We start from the raw sequence: 17,973 nt of genomic DNA, 5'->3' as shown, positions 1-17,973 counted from the left end.
ACACGCGCACGACCTGGGAGGACACACGGTGGGCAGGCTGACCGGTGGGGACCCGTCTCTGCTGCGGAGGATCAATTCCGCGGTGGTGCTGCACGCTCTGCGAGGGGCGGATTCGCCCACGCTGACGGATCTGACCCGGATCACAGGTCTGTCGCGTCCCACGGTGGAAGGCGTCGTCGAAGGGCTCTTCGGGGCCGGACTCGTGGTGGAGGCACTGCCCGACGAGAGCGGGGCCAGACGCCAGGGCCGTCCCGCCAGGCGTTTCAGGTTCCGTGCGGAGGCCGGATATCTGCTGGGCGTGGAGATCGGCTCGCACCGAGTCTCTGCCCTGCTGTCCGGCCTGGACGGCCGGATCGTCGGCGCGGGCTCGCGCGATGTCTCCGAGTCCGCGTGTGCCGACGACAGGCTCGAACAGGTCAGAGCGGTGATCGCCGATGTACTGCGGCGTACCGGGGTGGCTCGGAGCAGCTTGCGTGCTGTCGGAGTCGGCAGCCCCGGCATCGTCGAGGCGGACGGCACCGTGCGGCTGGGTACGGCGTTGCCGGACTGGACGGGGCTCGCACTCGGCGAGAGGCTCCGTCGCTCCTTCAGGTGCCCTGTCCTGGTGGAGAACGACGCCAACGCCGCCGCGGTGGCCGAACACTGGAAGGGTGCGGCAACCGAGTCCGACGACATCGTGTTCGTTCTGGCAGGCCTGAGCCCTGGGGCGGGTTCGCTGATCGGCGGACGGCTGCACCGCGGCTTCGGTGGCGCCGCGGGGGAGATCGGCGCTTTGCACCTCCTGGGCCGCGATGTCACGCCGGAACACCTGCTCTCGACGACGGACACACCTCTCGACCCACTGGACGAGCGGGCGGTCGCCGCGGTCTTCGCGAAGGCCAGGGGCGGAGATGCCGGGGCACAGGCCGCCGTCGCGCGGTTCATCCAACGGCTGGTGCACGACGTCGCAGCGTTGGTGCTGGCGCTCGATCCGGAACTCGTGGTCGTTGGCGGGTGGGCCGCCGGTCTGGACGGAGTCCTCGATCCGCTTCGCGACGAGCTCGCCCGCTACTGCCTGCGGCCTCCCCGCGTGACCTTGTCGCTCCTCGGCGAGGCAGCCGTCGCCACCGGCGCGCTGCGCCTTGCACTGGACCACGTCGAGGAGCAGCTCTTCGCCGTGGACGGAACGGTGACGGCCCGCCGCTGACAGCGACGGGCCGTACGGACGGTCCGCAGTGTGACGCCGGGTCGGCGAACGGGCGCGAGCGGCTCCGTCAGGAGCAAAAGGCTGGAGCGGAAAGCCGGAACGGAAGCGGGAGAAACGACCGGGAGACGGATCCCCAAGCCGTACTCCGGTGAACCCCGTGGAAAGACCCTCCGGAGAGTCAGGACGCCTGGCGCTCCTGCTCGTCGTGGCTGATCTCCAGCGCTCCTGAATCCCCGAAGGTCAGCCGGCAGGTGTCTGCCCGATAGGTGGCGACAGACACGGCTGCCGTACCGGCAGCGGAGAGATACCGGGTGGTGACCACCAGAACGGGGGCACCGGGGAGCCGGTCGAGCTCCTTCGCGTCATCGGCACGGGCCGACCCGAGTTCGACCGAGCGGTCCTGGCCGTCGAGGCCGAGGCGGCGCAGTTCCCTCACGACGCTGCGGGCCCGGGCAGGCCCTGACGGCGCTTCGATGGCGGAGAGTTCGGGCACGGACGAGGTGGGAACGTAGAGGAGTTCCGCAGCCAGAGGCTGTCCTTGGGCGACGCGGATGCGGCGCACCACGTGCACGGGCTCCCCTGCGTCGATGTCGAGCATGAGAGCTACTGCGACAGGAGCCGTAGCCGTGGTGCACTCGAGCGGCTGCCATGCCTCGTCCGCGTCGCCTCCCGCCCCACCCTGTCGATCGGTGGTGACGGCGACGCCGACACGAGGCGGGGCGACGGTCGTTCCCACGCCGCGGCGTCGTTGCAGCCTTCCTTCGAGTTCCAGCTGCTCCAACGCTTGACGGAGCGTCGCCCGGGCGACGCCGAAGCGCGCCGCGAGGTCCCGTTCGTTGGGCAGCACTTCCCCCACCGCGAAGTCCGAGTCGAGTGCCTCACTGAGCACGGTCCTGAGGTGCCAGTACTTCGGCTCCTGCACCGATTCCAGCTGCGTGGTCCCCACCCTGTCCTCCGCATCCGCCCGGCGGCTTGTTTTCCGCGACGTTATTTATTAAAGGTTCCTGCCTTATCGTTCAGACCTTAGGGCGGCGAACCACCTTGGTCAAGACCAATCCTCTCTCCGTGACGCTGCGGAACGGTCCCCTGCCGCAGAGCGTTCACGGGACGTTCGCGAGACGGTGAACGCAGGCAACACGAGACCCCACGGCCGACACCACCGGCAGGGTTCGTGGGTCGCATGGGGCACACATGCCCATGGGGGATCTGGGGGGGGGCATGGGGAACCTGTGGCACGACGATCAGCAGATGCGTCACTCGACCCGCAGGCCAGGCCCTTGCCCCAGGTGCACACCTGCCAGTTTGTCCGGGTTGCGGATGATGTAGACACGCCGGATGACTCCACCCTCGGTCTCGACCTGCAACACCGTGTCCACCTTGCCGTCCACGCTGAACACCAGGGCGGGGCCGCCGTTGAGCTCAAGTAGGTGCGCGTCCGCCGCGGTGGACCAGTCGTGTGCGACGGCGAGAAGGAAACGGCCGACCTTGTCCGAGGTCTCGATGATCCGCCGCGGAGCCTTCGCCTTGCCTCCGCTGTCACTGACGAGGCGGATGTCCGGAGCCAGCAGGGCGAGCAGCTTCTCCAGGTCCCCGCCCGACGCCGCGGCAAGAAATCGCTCGGTGAGATCTCGCCGCACGGCCGGATCCACCTCGTACCGCGGCTTACGCTCCTCCACATGGCGCTTGGCACGGCCGGCGAGCTGCCTCACGGCGGCCTCGGACCGGTCGAGGGTGGCGCCGATCTCCGCGTACGGGAACCCGAAGGCCTCGCGCAGGACGAAGACCGCACGCTCCAGCGGGGAGAGCGTTTCGAGGACGACGAGCACGGCGAGGGACACGGTGTCGGCGAGCACCACGCGATCCGCGGAGTCGGGTACGGCGGCGCCGAATTCGGTGACCACGGGTTCGGGCAGCCAGGGCCCCACGTACGCCTCGCGCCGGGAACGCAGATGGCGCAGCCGGTCGATGGCCAGCCGGGTGGTGATGCGCACGAGGAAGGCCCTCGGCTCCCGCACTTCCTCACGCCCGGCCGACGACCAGCGCAGCCAGACCTCCTGGACCACGTCCTCGGCGTCGGCGATCCGGCCGAGCATGCGGTAGGCGACCCCCGCGAGGAAGGGCCGGTGTTCTTCGAAGAGATCGGACACGGTGTCGGCAGTCACTCAACCATCCCAGCCGACGCCCTTGAGCGTGTCCAGCGGGAATCGCGCCCGACCCTTGAACTACAAGCTACCCAACGGTAATCATTGTTGACGAGGTGTCTCGCTGCAGTCGTCCCGCCCGGCAGGTTCTTCCCGAGGAGCAGCATGGCCAGCACGGTCTCGTTCGCAGTCGACTCCCCCGGCGGTCGCCGTACGGTCGAGGTGTCCTACGAGCGGACGGGGGTGGGCGCACCGCTCGTCCTGCTGCACGGCATCGGCCACCACCGTCAGGCGTGGGATCCGGTCCTGCGGATCCTCGCGGCCGAACGGGACGTCATAGCGGTGGATCTGCCCGGCTTCGGCGCCTCACCGGCGCTGCCCTACGGGCTGGCTCATGACCTGCGGACCATGGTCCCGGTGCTCGGTTCGTTCTTCGAGACGCTCGGTGTGACCAGGCCGCATGTGGCCGGGAACTCCCTGGGGGGCCTGCTGGCACTGGAGTTGGGCCGCGAGAGGCTGGTGCGTTCGGTGACTGCGCTGTCCCCCGCAGGTTTCTGGACGCCGAGCGAGCGCCGTTACGCGTTCGGCGTGCTACGGGCGATGCGTGGAGCGGCCCTCGCGATGCCGATGCCGCTGATCGAGCGGCTCTCGCAGAGTTCACCGGGCCGCACTGCGTTGACCAGCACCATCTACGCCCGTCCCGGTCGGCGTTCACCGGCTGCGGTCGTGTCGGAGACCGTCGCGCTGCGCAAGGCCACCGCCTTCCGTCAGACCCTCGAAGCCGGCCTGCAAGCCACGTTCGCCGACGATGTCCCGGACGTACCGGTCAGCATCGCCTGGGGCAGCAAGGACCGTCTGCTCCTGCGCCGGCAGGGGATCCGGGCCAAACACGTGATCCCGGGCGCCCGACTCGTCCGCCTCCCGGGTTGCGGCCACGTCCCCATGAACGACGATCCTGCCGCCGTGGCGCGCGTCATCCTCGACACGAGCCGCTGAACGCCGGCTGAACGCGGCCCCAGCATGCCTGAGGCCGGAATCGCGCGGCCCCAGCATGCCTGGGCCCAGAGCCGCTCCGAGACCCACCAGGAGGCTCCGCGCCCCCTGACCCAGGCCTCACTTCCCCGGTGCCGGCCAGTGGTGCGGTCAACACGGCCGATACGGGGATCAGCCCGGAGGGGAGCGTGGAGCGCTCGGCGCCGACGCGCCGCATACCGCTGTACCAGCAGAGGAAGCCGACAGGAGCCCGGCACGGCACCGCGGGCTCCGCCGCCCGTTCCGCTCGGTCACGCCCATATGGCGCCGGGCACCTTGGGGCACGGCGTACGTCTGCCGGCCGAGGCCGTGCGCAGGGGCTCGGCGGACGAGGCGTAGGACGGGGAGAACGCAGGGGTCCGCAGGCCGGCCGATCCGGTTGTTCATCTGCGGTTGGCGTGGCCGCCGCCACCGGGGACTACGTATGGGTCTGCACTTCTGCCTGCACTTCTGCCTGTACCGAACCCCGTACCGGACCCGGTACCGGACCCTGTTCCGAACCCCGCACCGAACCGCTGTTCCGGCAGCCCTTCCGCCCCTGGAGACGCATCGATGTCCAACCGTCCGCTGATACCCGCCCCGGGGCGCCGCACCGTGCTTCGCGGCTCGCTCCTCGCCTCGGCCGCGATCGCCGTGCCCGCGGCGGTCACCACCGCACCGGCCTTCGCGCTCCCGGGCCGGCCGAGCGCCGCGTGGGGCGTACAGGTCGGGGACGTGACGGCGTCGTCCGCCCTGGTGTGGGTACGTTCGGACCGCCCCGCGCGGATGGTGGTGGAGACGTCCGCGACGGAGTCCTTCCGGCGCGCCCGGACGTGGCACGGCCCCCTGGTCGACGCCCGTACGGACTTCACCGGCACGACCCCGCTGTACGGGCTGTCGGCCGGCGAGCAGGTGCACTACCGGGTCACCCTCGTGGATCCGCACGATCCCCGGCGCACCGGCAAGCCCGTGCACGGAACCTTCCGCACCGCTCCGGCAACCCGCCGTGACGGGGTGCGATTCCTCTGGTCCGGCGACATCGCGGGGCAGGGGTGGGGCATCAACCCGGACATCGGTGGCTACCGGGTGTACGACGAGATGCGGCGTCTGGACCCGGACTTCTTCCTGTGCAGCGGCGACAACATCTACGCGGACGGTGTGCTGGAGCCCAGCGTGACGCTGCCCGACGGACGGGTCTGGCACAACATCACGACCCCGGAGAAGTCCAAGGTCGCCGAGACCCTGGACGAATACCGCGGCAACTTCCGGTACAACCTGCTCGACGACAATCTGCGGGCTTTCAACGCGCAGGTCCCGTCCATCGTCCAGTGGGACGACCACGAGGTCCGCAACAACTGGTATCCGGGGCAGATCCTCGACGACGCCCGCTACACCGAGAAGGACGTGGACGTGCTCGCGGCGCGTTCGATGCGGGCATTCCGTGAGTACTTCCCGGTCCCCACGCTGCAGGGCGCCCCGCAGGAGAGGCGCATGCACCGTGTGGTGCGGCACGGTCCACTGCTCGACGTGTTCGTGCTGGACATGAGGTCCTTCAGGAACGCGAACTCGCCGGGCCGTCAGCCCGACGACACGACGGGCATTCTCGGCGCGGAGCAGCTGAGCTGGCTGAAGCGGGAACTCTCCAGGTCGCGTGCCACGTGGAAGGTGATCGCCGCCGACATGCCCCTGGGGCTGGTGGTCCCGGACGGGGCCACGGACTTCGAGGCGGTCGCGCAGGGCGATCCCGGCGCGCCGCTGGGCCGGGAGCTTCAGATCGCCGAGTTGCTGCGCCACATCAAGCACCGGCGAATCACCGGAACTGTATGGCTGACGGCCGATGTGCATTACACCTCCGCTCAGCACTACGCCCCCGAACGCGCGGCCTTCAAGGACTTCGCGCCGTTCTGGGAGTTCGTCTCGGGCCCGCTGGCGGCAGGCGGCTTCCCCGCGAACGCGCTGGACGGCACGTTCGGCCCGGACCAGGTCTTCGTCCGGGCTCCGGACCGGGCGAACGTCTCCCCCATGGAGCAGCCGCAGTTCTTCGGCGAGGTGGACATCGACGGCGGGAGCGGGGAACTGACGGTACGGCTACGGGCCCAGGGCGGCACGGTCCTGTTCACCAAGGTGCTGCAGCCCGGTCGTACCGGTCAGTGAACAGGGCCGGTACACGTCGGCGGAGCCGGTGCCCGGCCTCGGGGACCGAGACGTGCGACCGGATGGAGAGCGGCCGCGAGCGGTCTCGACGCCGACATGCAGGCCGACATGGAAGCCGGCATGGAAATGGTGCTGAAGACGATCAGATCCACACGTAACCCATCAGTCACAATGCGTTCGTGATCAGGCAACACCGTTCGGTCACAGTGAGGGCATGACTGATGTGACATCCGCGAAGAGTGCCCGCCGTCCGCACCACTGGCGGCGGGACCTGATCGAGCTGGCCGCCCTGTTCACCGCCGTGGCGGTGGCCGACGCGATCGCCAATCTGATCGGGCACCAGCCCGACGGCCCCTATCTGCTCGTGGCCTCGGCCGTGGCCCTGGTCGCCACGGCCGCCTTCCACACCTGGTGGGCACGGCGTCACAGCCACGCGCCGCCGCCGGGCACCGATACCGGCGGCGCCGACGCGGAGCTTCCCTCCGTCGGCGCCGACGAGGCGGTGGAGACGGTGCTGTGGCGGATGCGGACGACCGTGCAGGACGCACCCGGAACCCTGGCCGCCCTGTGCACCGCCCTTGCCCGTCACCGGATCGACATCCTGACCCTGCAGACCCATCCGCTGGCCGAGGGGACGGTCGACGAGTTCCTGCTGCGTGCGCCGGCGGCGCTGCCGGCCCAGCAGCTCACCCGGGAGGTCTCCGCCGCCGGCGGGTCCGCCACCTGGATCGAGCGCGCCGACGCACACGACCTGGTGGACACGCCCACCCGGGTTCTCGGCCTGGCCACCCGCACGGCGCTGGACGCGGCCGAACTCCCGCTGGCCCTGCGTCAGCTCCTGGGCCGGTGCACCATCCACTCGCTGCCCGCCCTGTCGATCACCGGCCGCCCCACCGGGGAGAGCGCACCCGTGGAAGGGGTCCTGGAGGAAACCGTGATGCGGCTGCGCGACCCGTCGGGCGGTGTCATCACCGTGGAGCGCCCCTATCTCCCCTTCACCCCGACGGAGTTCGCCCGTGCCCGGGCCCTGGTCGAACTCGACGCACGGCTCGGCCCGCGCGTCCCGCGCAGTGAGGACGTCCTCACCCTCCCCGAGGGCAACGAGATCACCGTGCGCCGCGCGGACCGGAGCGACCTGGACGCGGCCCTGGCCATGCACGGCCGCTGCTCCGAGCGCACCCTGGGCCTGCGTTACCACGGCCCGGTCCGTGACGCCGACCGCTATCTGGACCACCTGCTGAGCCCCCGCTTCGGCCGCACACTCGCGGTGCAGACGCCCTCCGGCCGAGTGGTGGCGCTCGGCCATCTGCTCTGGGACGGGGACGAGACCGAGGTCGCCCTGCTCGTCGAGGACGACTGGCAGCGCCGCGGCATCGGGACGGAACTGCTCGGCCGACTGGTGGCCCTGGCCGCCGAGGCGGGATGCGAGAGCGTGTACGCGGTGACGCAGGCCCACAACACGGGGATGGTGGCCGCCATGCGGGCGCTCTCGCTGCCTCTCGACTACCAGATCGAGGAGGGCACCCTGGTCATCACCGCCAGGCTCACCGCGGCTCCCGCGCAGCAGTCCGCACGGCCGACGGAACCGCTGCCCCGCTCAGGGGCGCAGTCGCAGCCGTCGCCTCCCCTGGCCGAACAGCTTCCCCGGACCGAGACGCTCGCCCCGGCCGACCAGCCGGAACAGCACCTCCGTCGCTGAGCGCCTGACACAGATCCGCCCAGAGGTCCTCGACGTCCTCCAGGCCGACCGACATGCGCAGCAGCCGGTCACCGACGCCCGCGGCCCGCCGGTCTCCCTCATCCACGATGCGGTGGCTGATGGAGGCCGGGTGCTGGATGAGTGTGTCCACACTGCCGAGGCTGACGGCGGGCGTGATCAGCCGGACGCCCGCGATGATCCTGTGGGGGTCCCCGAAGACTTCGAAGGACACCATCGCACCGCCCACCTCCGGGTAGTGCACCCGTGCGACGCGGGGATCGGCCGAGAGCCTCCGGGCCAGTTCGGCCGCGGAGGCGGACGCCGCCCTGACCCGCACGGGCAGGGTGGACAGCCCGCGCAGCAGCAGATAACCGGCCATGGGATGCAGTACGCCCCCGGTGGCGAACCGGACCTGCCGCAGGGTCGCGGCGAACTCCTCGTCGCAGGCGACGACACCACCCATCACGTCACCGTGACCGCCCAGGTACTTGGTGGCGCTGTGCAGCACGATCCGCGCGCCGTGTTCGAGCGGCCGTTGCAGCACGGGCGTGGCGAAGGTGCTGTCGACGAGGAGGGGCACGGAGCCGCAGGAGTGCGCCACGGCCCGGATGTCGATCTCGGCCAGCGTCGGGTTGGCGGGCGTCTCGACCATGACGAGTCCGGTGTCCGGGCGGATCGCCTCGGCGATGCCCGCCGGATCCGTCCAGGTCACCTCGGTGCCCAGCAGCCCGGCGCCGAGGAGGTGATCGCTGCAGCCGTAGAGCGGCCGCACCGCGACGACATGGCGCAGCCCCAGGCTCGCCCGGGCCAGCAGGACGCCGGTGAGCGCGGCCATCCCGCTGGCGAAGGCGACTGCGCTCGCTGCGCCCTCGAGCCGGGCGAGTGCCGTCTCGAAGCGGGCCGTCGTCGGGTTGTCCAGCCGTGCGTAGACGGGCGGGCCGTCGGGTCTGGCTCCCGTGGTGGCGAAGGCGTCGATGCGCGCGGCCTCGCCCCGGGAGTCGTACGAGGGATAGGTGGTGGACAGATCGATCGGCGCGGCGTGCAGACCCTGAGAGGCGAGATCATCGCGTCCGGCGTGCACGGCTTCGGTGGCGAGCGCTCTGGACCGGAAGGAGGGCTGGGGTGTCAGCGAGATGGCTTCGGTGTCCATGTCACCAGACTGAACAGTGACCGGCCGGTAGCGCCCGTACGCCGTGCTACGTTCGCCCGATGTCTGAATCCGTCGCTCTCGATCCGGTTGATCTGCACATTCTGCGGCTCCTGCAGAACGATGCGCGGACGACGTACCGGGAGCTCGCCGCGGAAGTCGGAGTGGCCCCGTCCACCTGTCTGGACCGGGTGGCACGGCTGCGCCGGTCCGGTGTGATCCTCGGGCACCGGCTGCGGCTCGATCCGGCGCGGCTGGGCCGCGGCCTGGAGGCGCTCCTGCTGGTCCAGGTCCGGCCGCACCGCAGGGAGCTCATCGGCCCGTTCGTCGACCGGATCAGGGCGCTCCCGGAGTCCCGGGCGTTCTTCCACCTCACCGGACCGGACGACTACCTGGTGCATGTGGCCGTCGCCGACCCGACCGATCTGCAGCGTCTGGTGCTGGACGAGTTCACCTCACGCCGTGAGGTGGCACGGGTGGAGACCCGGCTGATCTTCCAGCAGTGGGAGTGCGGCCCGTTGATGCCGCCCACCGCGGACGGGCGGAATCCCGCCACCGGCTCCGGGACACGTCCCGGCTCCTGAGGGCAGCGGCGTACCTCGTCCGGCCGAAGTCCGGTACCCCCGTGACGTGAAGGGCCTCGGCGTAAGAGGATGTCCACATGTCAGACACATCGAGCAGCGCACTGCCGCGCCAGGTCGCCGACGCCTACGTCGACGCGTACATCGATCTCGACCCGATCACCGGTACCTATCTCGGTGTCGCGGAAAGCTCCCGTCGGCTGCCCGATTTCTCGCCCGCCGGTCAGGAGGCCACGGCCGAGCTGATCCGCAGGACCCTCGTGGAACTCGACGCCGCGGAGCAGGTGCCGGGCGCGGACACCGACGAGGAGAGGCGTTGCGCACGGCTGCTGCGCGAACGCCTCACGGCCGAACTCGCCGTCCACGAGGCCGAGGAGGGCCTCCGGGCGGTTTCCAACATTCACTCCCCGGCGCACAGCCTCCGTGAGGTGTTCACGGCGACGCCGACGGCGACGGAGGAGGACTGGGCCGCGGTCGTGGACCGTCTGCGGGCGGTGCCCGCCGCGCTGGAGGGCTACCGCGCCTCGCTCGCACTGGGGCTGGAGCGGAAGCTGTACGGCGGCCCGCGCCCGACGGCTACGTTCATCGGTCAGCTCGGCGCCTGGGCCGGGGAGAACGGCACGGGATTCTTCGAGGACTTCGTGGCAGAGGGACCCGCCACGCTGCGCGCGGAGCTGGACGGAGCGGCAGGGGAGGCATCCGCCGGCCTGGTCGCGCTGCGGGACTGGATGAGGGATGTGTACGCCCCCGCCGTCGAGGGTGCTCCCGACACCGTCGGCAGGGAGCGCTATGCCCGCTGGGCACGCCAGTTCAACGGTACGGACCTGGATCTCGACGAGGCGTACGCCTACGGCTGGTCCGAGTACCACCGGCTGCTGGCCGAGATGAGGACCGAGGCGGACAAGATCCTGCCGGGCGCCGGCCCTTGGGAGGCGCTGGCCCATCTCGACGTGCACGGCAAGCACATCGAGGGCGTGGACGAGGTCCGGGTCTGGCTGCAGAACCTGATGGACGAGGCCATCGAGGCGCTCGACGGCACCCACTTCGAACTGGCGGAGCGCGTGCGGAAGGTGGAGTCCCGGATCGCCCCCGCGGGCGGTGCCGCCGCCCCTTACTACACGGGCCCCTCGGAGGACTTCTCGCGGCCGGGCCGTACCTGGCTCCCCACCATGGGCGAGACCCGCTTCCCCGTCTACGACCTGGTGTCCACCTGGTACCACGAGGGCGTGCCGGGCCATCACCTGCAGATCGCGCAGTGGACGCACGTCGCCGCGAGCCTCTCGCGCTACCAGGCCTCGGTCGGCCAGGTCAGCGCGAACGCCGAGGGCTGGGCTCTGTACGCCGAGCGGCTCATGGACGAGCTGGGATTCCTGCCCGACGCGGAGCGCCGCCTGGGTTACCTGGACGCGCAGATGATGCGCGCATGCCGGGTGATCGTCGACATCGGCATGCACCTGGAGCTGGAGATCCCCGCGGACTCGCCGTTCCGCCCCGGCGAGCGGTGGACGCCTGCTCTGGCCCAGGAGTTCTTCGGCAGCCACAGTGGCCGGCCCGCCGACTTCGTGGAGAGCGAGCTGACCCGCTATCTGTCGATGCCGGGACAGGCCATCGGCTACAAGCTGGGCGAAAGGGCATGGCTGCTGGGCCGGGAGAACGCCCGGAAGGCCCACGGCGACGCGTTCGACCTCAAGGCCTGGCACATGGCGGCCCTGTCGCAGGGGTCGCTCGGCCTGGACGACCTGGTGGACGAGCTGTCCAAGCTCTGATCACGGTGGGGGCCGGTGCTGCCGTCACCGGCCCCGGCCCTCTCCTCCTGACGGCCCGAAGGACGACTTCCGCATGACTTCGCCCGGCTTCCTGTTCTGCTGCGACCCGTTGCGGCCGACGCGTACGGATTCCGTGTTCGCCGAGGAGGAGGGCGCGGCACGGCGCGTGGGCGCCCGGACCGCCCTTGTCGATCACGACGCACTGCTCGCCGGGGATTGCGAGACCGCCGTACGCCGGGTGCCGCGGGGCTCGGGGCCGTACTGGTACCGGGGCTGGATGATGCCGGCCGCCCGTTACGCGGACTTCGAGCGCGCCCTCGCCGCTCGTGGCTGCGCACTGCTCACCGACGCCGCCGCGTACCGCCGTGCCCATGAACTCCCCGGGTGGTACGAGGCGTTCACCGGGCTCACGCCGCGAAGCGTCTGGCGCTCCCTGTCCGCAGGGGAGCTTCTGCCCGGTCCCGCCGCCGGGCTCGCCGAGGATCTCGGCTCGGGCCCCGGCATCGTCAAGGACTTCGTGAAGTCCCGTAAGGACGAGTGGCACGAGGCTTGCTTCGTGCCGGAGCTGAAGGACGTGGACCGGCTCGCCGCCGTCGTCGGCCGGTTCGTCGAGCTGCAGGGGGAGTTCCTGGCCGGAGGAGTGGTGCTGCGGGCGTACGAGCCGTTCGTGCCGGGCGGCGAGGCGCGGGTGTGGTGGGTGGACGGCGAGGTCGCACGGGTGACGGCGCATCCGGACACGCCGGACCGGCTGCCCGCGCCGGACCTCGGCGCCGTCGGCGAGGCCGTGCGCGCACTCGACTGCCGCTGGGTGGCCACCGACATGGCGCTCCGGGAGGACGGGGCCTGGCGGGTGGTGGAGGTCGGCGACGGTCAGGTCAGCGGCCTGCCCGCCGGCGACGACGGCGAGGCCCTGTTCCGTGCGCTCCTCGGGCCGTCCGCCCTCTGAACGCCGCCCGCCGAAGGTCCCGCCGGTTCAGCAGCCGCAGTCGTCGGCGTCCACGGGCGCGGTGAGCGCGTCGGCGGAGCGCCGCTCCGAACCCTCCCAGGTCTCGTACGCGAATCCCTCGCGTACCCAGTACTCGAACCCGCCGAGCATCTCCTTGACCTGGTAGCCGAGTTCGGCGAGCGCCAGTGCGGCCTTGGCCCCTCCGTTGCAGCCCGGCCCCCAGCAGTACGTGACCACGGGAACGGCCGGGTCGAGGAGGCCGGCCGCCTGCTCCGCGACGAGGGCGGTCGGCAGGTGCACCGCACCGGGGACGTGCCCCTGGTTCCAGGAGGCGGTGGAGCGGGAGTCGACCACGACGAATCCGGGGTCGTCTCCGGGGTCCAGGGCTGTGGCCACGTCGGACACGTCCGCGTGGAAGGCCAGCGAGGCACCGAAGTACGCGGCCGCCGCTGCCGGAGAGGCGGGCGGGACGCGGAGGACGGGGTTTCGGGTGGTGATCACCTGTGAGGTCATGGCCAAAAATCTACGGTCGACTCGCCCGCACTTGAAGTAGTGATCCACGGCACTTCGCTTGATCGGCGGAGGATTCCCCTGTTGTCTGGCGCCATGACCGAGTATTCCCCGGACGCCACGGACTGGCTCATCCTCGATGTCCTCCAACGCGACGGACGTGCGACGTTCGCCGAACTGGCCCGCGCCGTATCGATGTCCCCCAGCGCCGTCACCGAGCGGGTACGCCGCCTCGAAGAGGTGGGGGTGATCAGCGGATATGCCGCGGTGGTGGACCCGGAGCGGCTGGGTCTGCCGATCCTCGCCCTCGTACGGCTGCGTTACCCGAACGGCAACTACAAGCCGTTCCACGACCTGACGGCCTCCACACCGGAGATCCTGGAGGCCCACCACGTCACCGGGGACGACTGTTTCGTCCTCAAGGTGACCGCGAGGTCGATGCGTCACCTGGAGGAGGTCACGGGGAGGATCGGCACCCTCGGCTCCGTGACCACCAGCGTCGTCTACTCCTCCCCGCTCCCCCGCCGGGCCATCAGCCGCTGAGCGCACCGGCGGTCCGGTGGACGACGGCCGACCCGTGCCTCTCCTTCACCACCTCGAGCTGGGCGGGGATGCGGCGGCGCAGGTCGCCCACGTGGCTGACGATGCCGACGCTGCGGTCACGTTCCCGCAGCGAGTCCAGGACGTCGAGCACTTCGTCCAGTGTCTGTTCGTCCAGGCTGCCGAAGCCCTCGTCGATGAAGAGCGTGTCAAGGCGTACGCCGCCCGCCTCGTCCGTCACCACATCGGCCAGGCCGAGAGCGAGGGCGAGCGAGGCGAAGAAGGTCTCCCCGCCTGACAGGGTCGCCGTGTCGCGCTCCCGTCCCGTCCAGGAGTCGACGACGTGCAGACCGAGTCCCGCCCTGCGGCCCCCGCTGCGGTCGTCGGAGTGGACCAGCGTGTAGCGGCCCCCGGACATCCGCCGGAGGCGGACCGTCGCCGCGGCGGCAACCTGTTCGAGGCGGGCCGCCAGTACGTACGCCTCCAGCCGCATCTTCCGCTCGTTGTCCGCGGAGGTGCCCGCCGTCAGCCCGGCGAGACGGGCGACCCGCTCGTACTCCTGCCGCACCGGCCCCAGCGCGCGCACCTCGTCCTCCGTGCGACGGGAGAGCCGGCCGAGCTCCGTGCTGCGCTCCTGCGCGGCGGAGTGCGCGGCGGCGCTCTCGCGCAGGGCCCGCACGGACAGGTCGTACGCGGCCTGCGCCTCGTCCGGCGTGGCGGCCGGCCTTCCCGCGGCATCCTTGGCGTCCTCCTCCGCGAGACGGTCGGCGACAGTGGCTGCCTCCGTCTGCCAGGCGTCGACGCGGTGCTGGAGCTCCCGCTGCGCGGCGTCCCCGAGGATCTTCGCGGCGGCGGCCTGCGGCGTGTCGAATCCGGCCCGGAAGGCGGCGTCGGAGAGCCTGCCGTCAGCCTCCTTGAGGCGCTCGGCGGCTCCGTGTTCGGCGCGGAGGGCGTCGGCCGCGCAGGCCAGCAGTCCGGCCCGGCGCTCCAGCAGTCCGGCGTGCTCGGCCACCGAGGCACTGGCGCCCCGGGCCTTGGCCAGTTCGTCCTCCAGCGCGGCCTGTTCACGGTCGAGCGCTTCCCGCTGCGACGTGCGGGCAGCCGTACGCCGCTCCGCCTGCTGCAGGTCGTCGAGCCTGCCGAGGTGCTCACGCTCCGCGGAGGCCAGTGCCTCCCGGGCCACGTGCGACTGCACGGCCAGGCGGTGCGCTTCCGCGTGCTCCCGGGTCAGGCGGTCGACCACGTCACTCAGTCCGGCCACGGAGACGGACGCCCGGCCTGTCGAGCCGGACCCACCCGGGTCCAAGGCCTCCGCACGCGCCGTCGCGAGGCGTTCGCGCAGGACTCCCAGCCGGCCCTCCGCCTCCGTGCGGGTCCGCTCGGCCCGCTGATGGGCGGTGAGCGCCGCCTCCTCAGTGGCCCGGTCCACATGCCCCGCCTCCGCGCGGGCCGGCTCGGGGTGCTCGGGCGAGCCGCACACCGTGCAGGCGACACCGTCGGCCAGCTGACCGGCCAGTTCCGCCGCGACGCCGCGCAGCCGCTGTTCGCGCAGGGCCAGCCACTTCTCGTGCGCGCCCACCGCGCTCTCGCGTGCCGCGGTCAGGGCCGCCGCCGCGGTCTCCTCCTGGCCACCGAGGGCGTCACGCCGTCGTGCCGCCTCCAGCCTCCTGCGGGCGGGGTCGAGCCGGCCGGCCAGCTGCTCCGCCCGGGTCGCGGCGTCCTGTGCGGCCTCCACGTGTTCCCTGAGGCTCCGGTGGGTGCTGTCCCAGCCGGCCAGCCATTCCGCCGCCTCCTGGATCAGTTCGTCGTCCGAGCGGGACTGACGCTCCAGGCCGGCCCGTTCGACGTCGATCTCCCGGCTCCGCCGCTCGGCACGGCGTGCGGATCCGAGCGCGCCCAGCTCCGCCCGGAGACCGCGTTCCCGGTCGGCCAGTTGATCGAGGCCCGCCTCGGCCAGTTCGAACGGCAGACCGGCGCGGGACCGTGCCAGCGCCGCGACAGCCGTGCGGTGGGCCCGCTCGGCCTCGTCGCGCAGATCGAGAGCCGGGGCGACCAGGTCCGCCTTGCGGGCACGGGCCAGCTGCTCGTGGCAGCGGTCCCGTTCCGCGCGGCGGTCCTCCAGCCCGGCGGCACGGCGGCGGGTCTCCTCGTACCGCTGCTGGAGCCGGGCCAGTTCCCGTTCGGCCTCGAACCTGCTGCGTGCGGCGTCGCTCCGCTGTTCCGCCGCGGTCAGCGCCCAGCGGGCGATGTCGAGCCGTTCAAGGGCACCGCTGCGCGCCACGGCCGCCCATCGCAGGACCCCCTCGGCGAGCCCGGGCTCGCCCGGCCGTTCCTCGGGAGCCGGCTCCTCCGCGGCCGGGCCGGCCGCCTGAGCGAGGCGGTGGGCCAGCGCGAGGATCTGTTCGTCCCCGGTCCTGACCCGTGCTTCGGCCGCCCGCCGCTGCTCGGCCAGGCGCTCCTCGACGGCGGCGAACCGGCGGGTGTCGAAGAGACGGCCGAGAAGCTTTCCACGCGCCTCCGCGTCGGCCCGCAGGAACCGGGCGAAGTCACCCTGGGGCAGCAGCACCACCTGGCAGAACTGGTCCCGGCTCATTCCGACGAGCCCGCCGATCTCCTCCCCGATCTCCTGGTGGGAGCGGCTCAGGGCCTTCCAGCCGTGCTCGGGGTGGTACTCCCGCAGCCAGCTCTGCGCCTTCTCGGTCGTGAATCCGCCGCCCCTCTTCTTGGGGCGGGGCTGGGCCGGCCGCCTGGTGACCTCCAGTCGGCGCCCCCCGACCGTCAGTTCGAGGCGCACCTCGGTCGGCCGGTCCACCGGGGCGTGGTCACTGCGCAGCGAGGTGCCGGGGCTCTGCCGGGCGCCGGGCACGGCCCCGTACAGGCCGTAGCAGACGGCGTCGAGAACGGAGGTCTTGCCCGCACCGGTGGGGCCGTGCAGCAGAAAGATCCCGGCCGACGACAGGGCGTCGAAGTCGACCTCCTGAGTGGCGCCGAACGGGCCGAACGCGGTCAGGGTGAGCCTGTGCAGCCTCAACGGGACACCTCGCCGAGCACGTCGTCGACCCGTACCTCGTCGAGCACGGCGCGCAGCACCCTGCGCTCCTCGTCGCTGGGTCCGCTGCCACCGCGTACATGGGCCACGAAATCCTCCGCCACCTGCTGGTCGTCACGTCCCGCGAGTCGCTGCGCGTAGGAGGCGAGGGGGTCCTGCGGGGCACGTTCGGGGTCGAACACCAGGCTGAGCGTGTGCGGGAAGCGTTCCAGGAGGCGGGCCATGGGCTCGTCCGGCCGCGCGGTGTCGGTCAGGGTGGCCTCCACCCAGGATTCCCGGTGTCCTTCGAGGGCCGGGTCCTCCAGCAGTGTGTCCAGGCGGCCGCGGAGCCGCGCGAGCGGGCGCGGTACGGGGCAGTCGAGGCGTTCGGCGGCGACCTCCCCGCCGGGGGCGAGATCGATGAGCCACATCGTCTTGCGGTGCGCGTGCTCGGAGAAGGAGTACGCCAGCGGCGATCCGGAGTACCGGACGCGGTCCGTGACCCTCTGGCAGCCGTGCAGGTGGCCGAGCGCCACGTAGTCGACGCCGTCGAAGACTCCCGCCGGGACGGCTGCGACACCTCCGACCGTGATGTCGCGTTCGCTGTCGCTGGGTGCACCGCCCGCCACGAACGCGTGAGCCAGGACCACCGACCGGGTGCCCTCGGGCCGGAGCGAGAGGTCGGCCCGTACGCGGGCCATCGCCGCCGTGAGGACCGCCTCGTGCCCCGCCTTGGTGGCACCGAGCGCGTCCTTGACGAGCGCGGGCTCCAGATAGGGCAGTCCGTAGAACGCCACCTCACCGTGCGCGTCGTGGAGCACGACCGGCGTCGCGCAGTCGTCGGGATCCGTACGCAGATGGATCCGGGCCCGTGCCATCAGCCCGGCACCGACACCGAGCCTGCGGGCCGAGTCGTGGTTGCCGGAGATCATGACGGTCGGCACCCCGGCGGCGGCGAGCCGGTGCAGTGCGTCGTCGAACAGCTGGACGGCCGACAGGGGCGGAACAGCCCTGTCGTAGACGTCGCCCGCCACCACGACCACGTCGACGGAGTGCTCGCGCACCGTCTCGACGAGGTGGTCGAGATAGGCGGCCTGGGCGTCGAGCATCGGTACACGGTGGAACGACCTCCCCAGGTGCCAGTCCGAGGTGTGCAGAATCCTCACGACGCCACTCCTACTGATTCGACCCGCACGTTCCCTGCCCTCTGCCGCCGGCCCCGCCGGGACCGGCATCCCCTCCGCCGCGGATCCGCACGGCCGAC

At 71.6% G+C, this 17,973-nt stretch carries 13 protein-coding genes and 1 pseudogene; 8 read left to right on the top strand and 6 right to left on the bottom strand.

Going from position 1 to position 17,973, the window contains the following annotated elements; genetic code table 11:
* The first annotated feature begins 28 nt into the window (after positions 1–28).
* Positions 29–1,186, top strand: coding sequence for an ROK family protein (locus tag P8A20_RS32340; RefSeq protein ID WP_147962532.1), 1,158 nt, complete (start codon positions 29–31; stop codon positions 1,184–1,186).
* 178 nt (positions 1,187–1,364) lie between these two features.
* Here the strand turns inward: P8A20_RS32340 and P8A20_RS32335 are convergent, their stop codons facing one another.
* Together P8A20_RS32335 and P8A20_RS32330 are read right to left on the bottom strand one after the other, a co-directional pair.
* A complete protein-coding gene (locus P8A20_RS32335) occupies positions 1,365–2,132 on the bottom strand; it encodes a GntR family transcriptional regulator (RefSeq protein WP_147962531.1) in 768 nt (255 codons plus the stop codon).
* Between the two features lie 307 nt (positions 2,133–2,439).
* Positions 2,440–3,348 carry an RNA polymerase sigma-70 factor gene (locus P8A20_RS32330; RefSeq protein WP_306104770.1) on the bottom strand — a complete coding sequence of 303 codons (909 nt, stop codon included), beginning with the start codon at positions 3,346–3,348 and terminating at the stop codon, positions 2,440–2,442.
* Between the two features lie 144 nt (positions 3,349–3,492).
* Here P8A20_RS32330 and P8A20_RS32325 point away from each other — a divergent pair, with 144 nt between their 5' ends.
* The 3 genes and pseudogenes from P8A20_RS32325 to P8A20_RS32315 all read left to right on the top strand — a co-directional run.
* Complete coding sequence (locus tag P8A20_RS32325; protein WP_306104769.1) at positions 3,493–4,323, top strand: alpha/beta fold hydrolase; 831 nt, start codon at positions 3,493–3,495, stop codon at positions 4,321–4,323.
* A 588-nt stretch (positions 4,324–4,911) separates the two neighbouring features.
* Positions 4,912–6,492, top strand: coding sequence for an alkaline phosphatase D family protein (locus P8A20_RS32320; RefSeq protein ID WP_147962528.1), 1,581 nt, complete (start codon positions 4,912–4,914; stop codon positions 6,490–6,492).
* A gap of 223 nt (positions 6,493–6,715) precedes the next feature.
* A pseudogene (locus P8A20_RS32315) lies at positions 6,716–8,086 on the top strand (GNAT family N-acetyltransferase); the annotation flags it as partial.
* Here the strand turns inward: P8A20_RS32315 and P8A20_RS32310 are convergent.
* Positions 8,037–9,341 carry a trans-sulfuration enzyme family protein gene (locus P8A20_RS32310; protein WP_147962527.1) on the bottom strand — a complete coding sequence of 435 codons (1,305 nt, stop codon included), beginning with the start codon at positions 9,339–9,341 and terminating at the stop codon, positions 8,037–8,039. The pseudogene P8A20_RS32315 and the gene P8A20_RS32310 sit on opposite strands and share 50 nt — an antisense overlap.
* 59 nt (positions 9,342–9,400) lie before the next feature.
* Here P8A20_RS32310 and P8A20_RS32305 point away from each other — a divergent pair, with 59 nt between their 5' ends.
* From P8A20_RS32305 to P8A20_RS32295, 3 genes are all read left to right on the top strand, one after another.
* Positions 9,401–9,922: an Lrp/AsnC family transcriptional regulator gene (locus tag P8A20_RS32305; protein ID WP_147962526.1), complete on the top strand. Its 522-nt coding sequence runs from the start codon at positions 9,401–9,403 to the stop codon at positions 9,920–9,922.
* 77 nt (positions 9,923–9,999) lie between these two features.
* Positions 10,000–11,685, top strand: coding sequence for a DUF885 domain-containing protein (locus P8A20_RS32300; RefSeq protein WP_306104768.1), 1,686 nt, complete (start codon positions 10,000–10,002; stop codon positions 11,683–11,685).
* A gap of 73 nt (positions 11,686–11,758) precedes the next feature.
* Positions 11,759–12,631 (top strand): ATP-grasp domain-containing protein, encoded by an 873-nt coding sequence (locus P8A20_RS32295; RefSeq protein WP_306104767.1) that lies wholly within the window; start codon positions 11,759–11,761, stop codon positions 12,629–12,631.
* Positions 12,632–12,658: 27 nt separating this feature from the next.
* Here P8A20_RS32295 and P8A20_RS32290 read toward each other — a convergent pair whose 3' ends face one another.
* On the bottom strand, positions 12,659–13,144 hold the full coding sequence (locus tag P8A20_RS32290) for a rhodanese-like domain-containing protein (protein ID WP_147962524.1): 486 nt from the start codon (positions 13,142–13,144) through the stop codon (positions 12,659–12,661).
* A gap of 93 nt (positions 13,145–13,237) precedes the next feature.
* On the opposite strand from P8A20_RS32290, the gene P8A20_RS32285 reads away from it, so the two are divergent.
* Positions 13,238–13,684, top strand: coding sequence for an Lrp/AsnC family transcriptional regulator (locus tag P8A20_RS32285; protein WP_147962523.1), 447 nt, complete (start codon positions 13,238–13,240; stop codon positions 13,682–13,684).
* Here the strand turns inward: P8A20_RS32285 and P8A20_RS32280 are convergent.
* Positions 13,674–16,712: an AAA family ATPase gene (locus P8A20_RS32280; RefSeq protein ID WP_306104766.1), complete on the bottom strand. Its 3,039-nt coding sequence runs from the start codon at positions 16,710–16,712 to the stop codon at positions 13,674–13,676. The two genes, P8A20_RS32285 and P8A20_RS32280, sit on opposite strands and share 11 nt — an antisense overlap.
* On the bottom strand, positions 16,709–17,875 hold the full coding sequence (locus tag P8A20_RS32275) for an exonuclease SbcCD subunit D (RefSeq protein ID WP_306104765.1): 1,167 nt from the start codon (positions 17,873–17,875) through the stop codon (positions 16,709–16,711). Before P8A20_RS32275 ends, P8A20_RS32280 begins: the two co-directional genes overlap by 4 nt.
* Positions 17,876–17,973 lie beyond the last annotated feature (98 nt).

Origin of the sequence: Streptomyces sp. Alt3, from assembly GCF_030719215.1 — a bacterium.
Lineage (GTDB): Bacteria > Actinomycetota > Actinomycetes > Streptomycetales > Streptomycetaceae > Streptomyces > Streptomyces glycanivorans.
Note: the sequence above shows the minus strand (reverse complement) of the source record. Positions and strands in the feature narration are given on the sequence as shown.

Excerpts from the sequence above, each read along its gene's own strand:
- P8A20_RS32325 (WP_306104769.1), top strand. The coding sequence starts at position 3,493 with ATGGCCAGCACGGTCTCGTTCGCAGTCGACTCCCCCGGCGGTCGCCGT.
- P8A20_RS32320 (WP_147962528.1), top strand. The coding sequence starts at position 4,912 with ATGTCCAACCGTCCGCTGATACCCGCCCCGGGGCGCCGCACCGTGCTT.
- P8A20_RS32310 (WP_147962527.1), bottom strand. The coding sequence starts at position 9,341 with ATGGACACCGAAGCCATCTCGCTGACACCCCAGCCCTCCTTCCGGTCC.
- P8A20_RS32305 (WP_147962526.1), top strand. The coding sequence starts at position 9,401 with ATGTCTGAATCCGTCGCTCTCGATCCGGTTGATCTGCACATTCTGCGG.
- P8A20_RS32300 (WP_306104768.1), top strand. The coding sequence starts at position 10,000 with ATGTCAGACACATCGAGCAGCGCACTGCCGCGCCAGGTCGCCGACGCC.
- P8A20_RS32295 (WP_306104767.1), top strand. The coding sequence starts at position 11,759 with ATGACTTCGCCCGGCTTCCTGTTCTGCTGCGACCCGTTGCGGCCGACG.
- P8A20_RS32290 (WP_147962524.1), bottom strand. The coding sequence starts at position 13,144 with ATGACCTCACAGGTGATCACCACCCGAAACCCCGTCCTCCGCGTCCCG.
- P8A20_RS32285 (WP_147962523.1), top strand. The coding sequence starts at position 13,238 with ATGACCGAGTATTCCCCGGACGCCACGGACTGGCTCATCCTCGATGTC.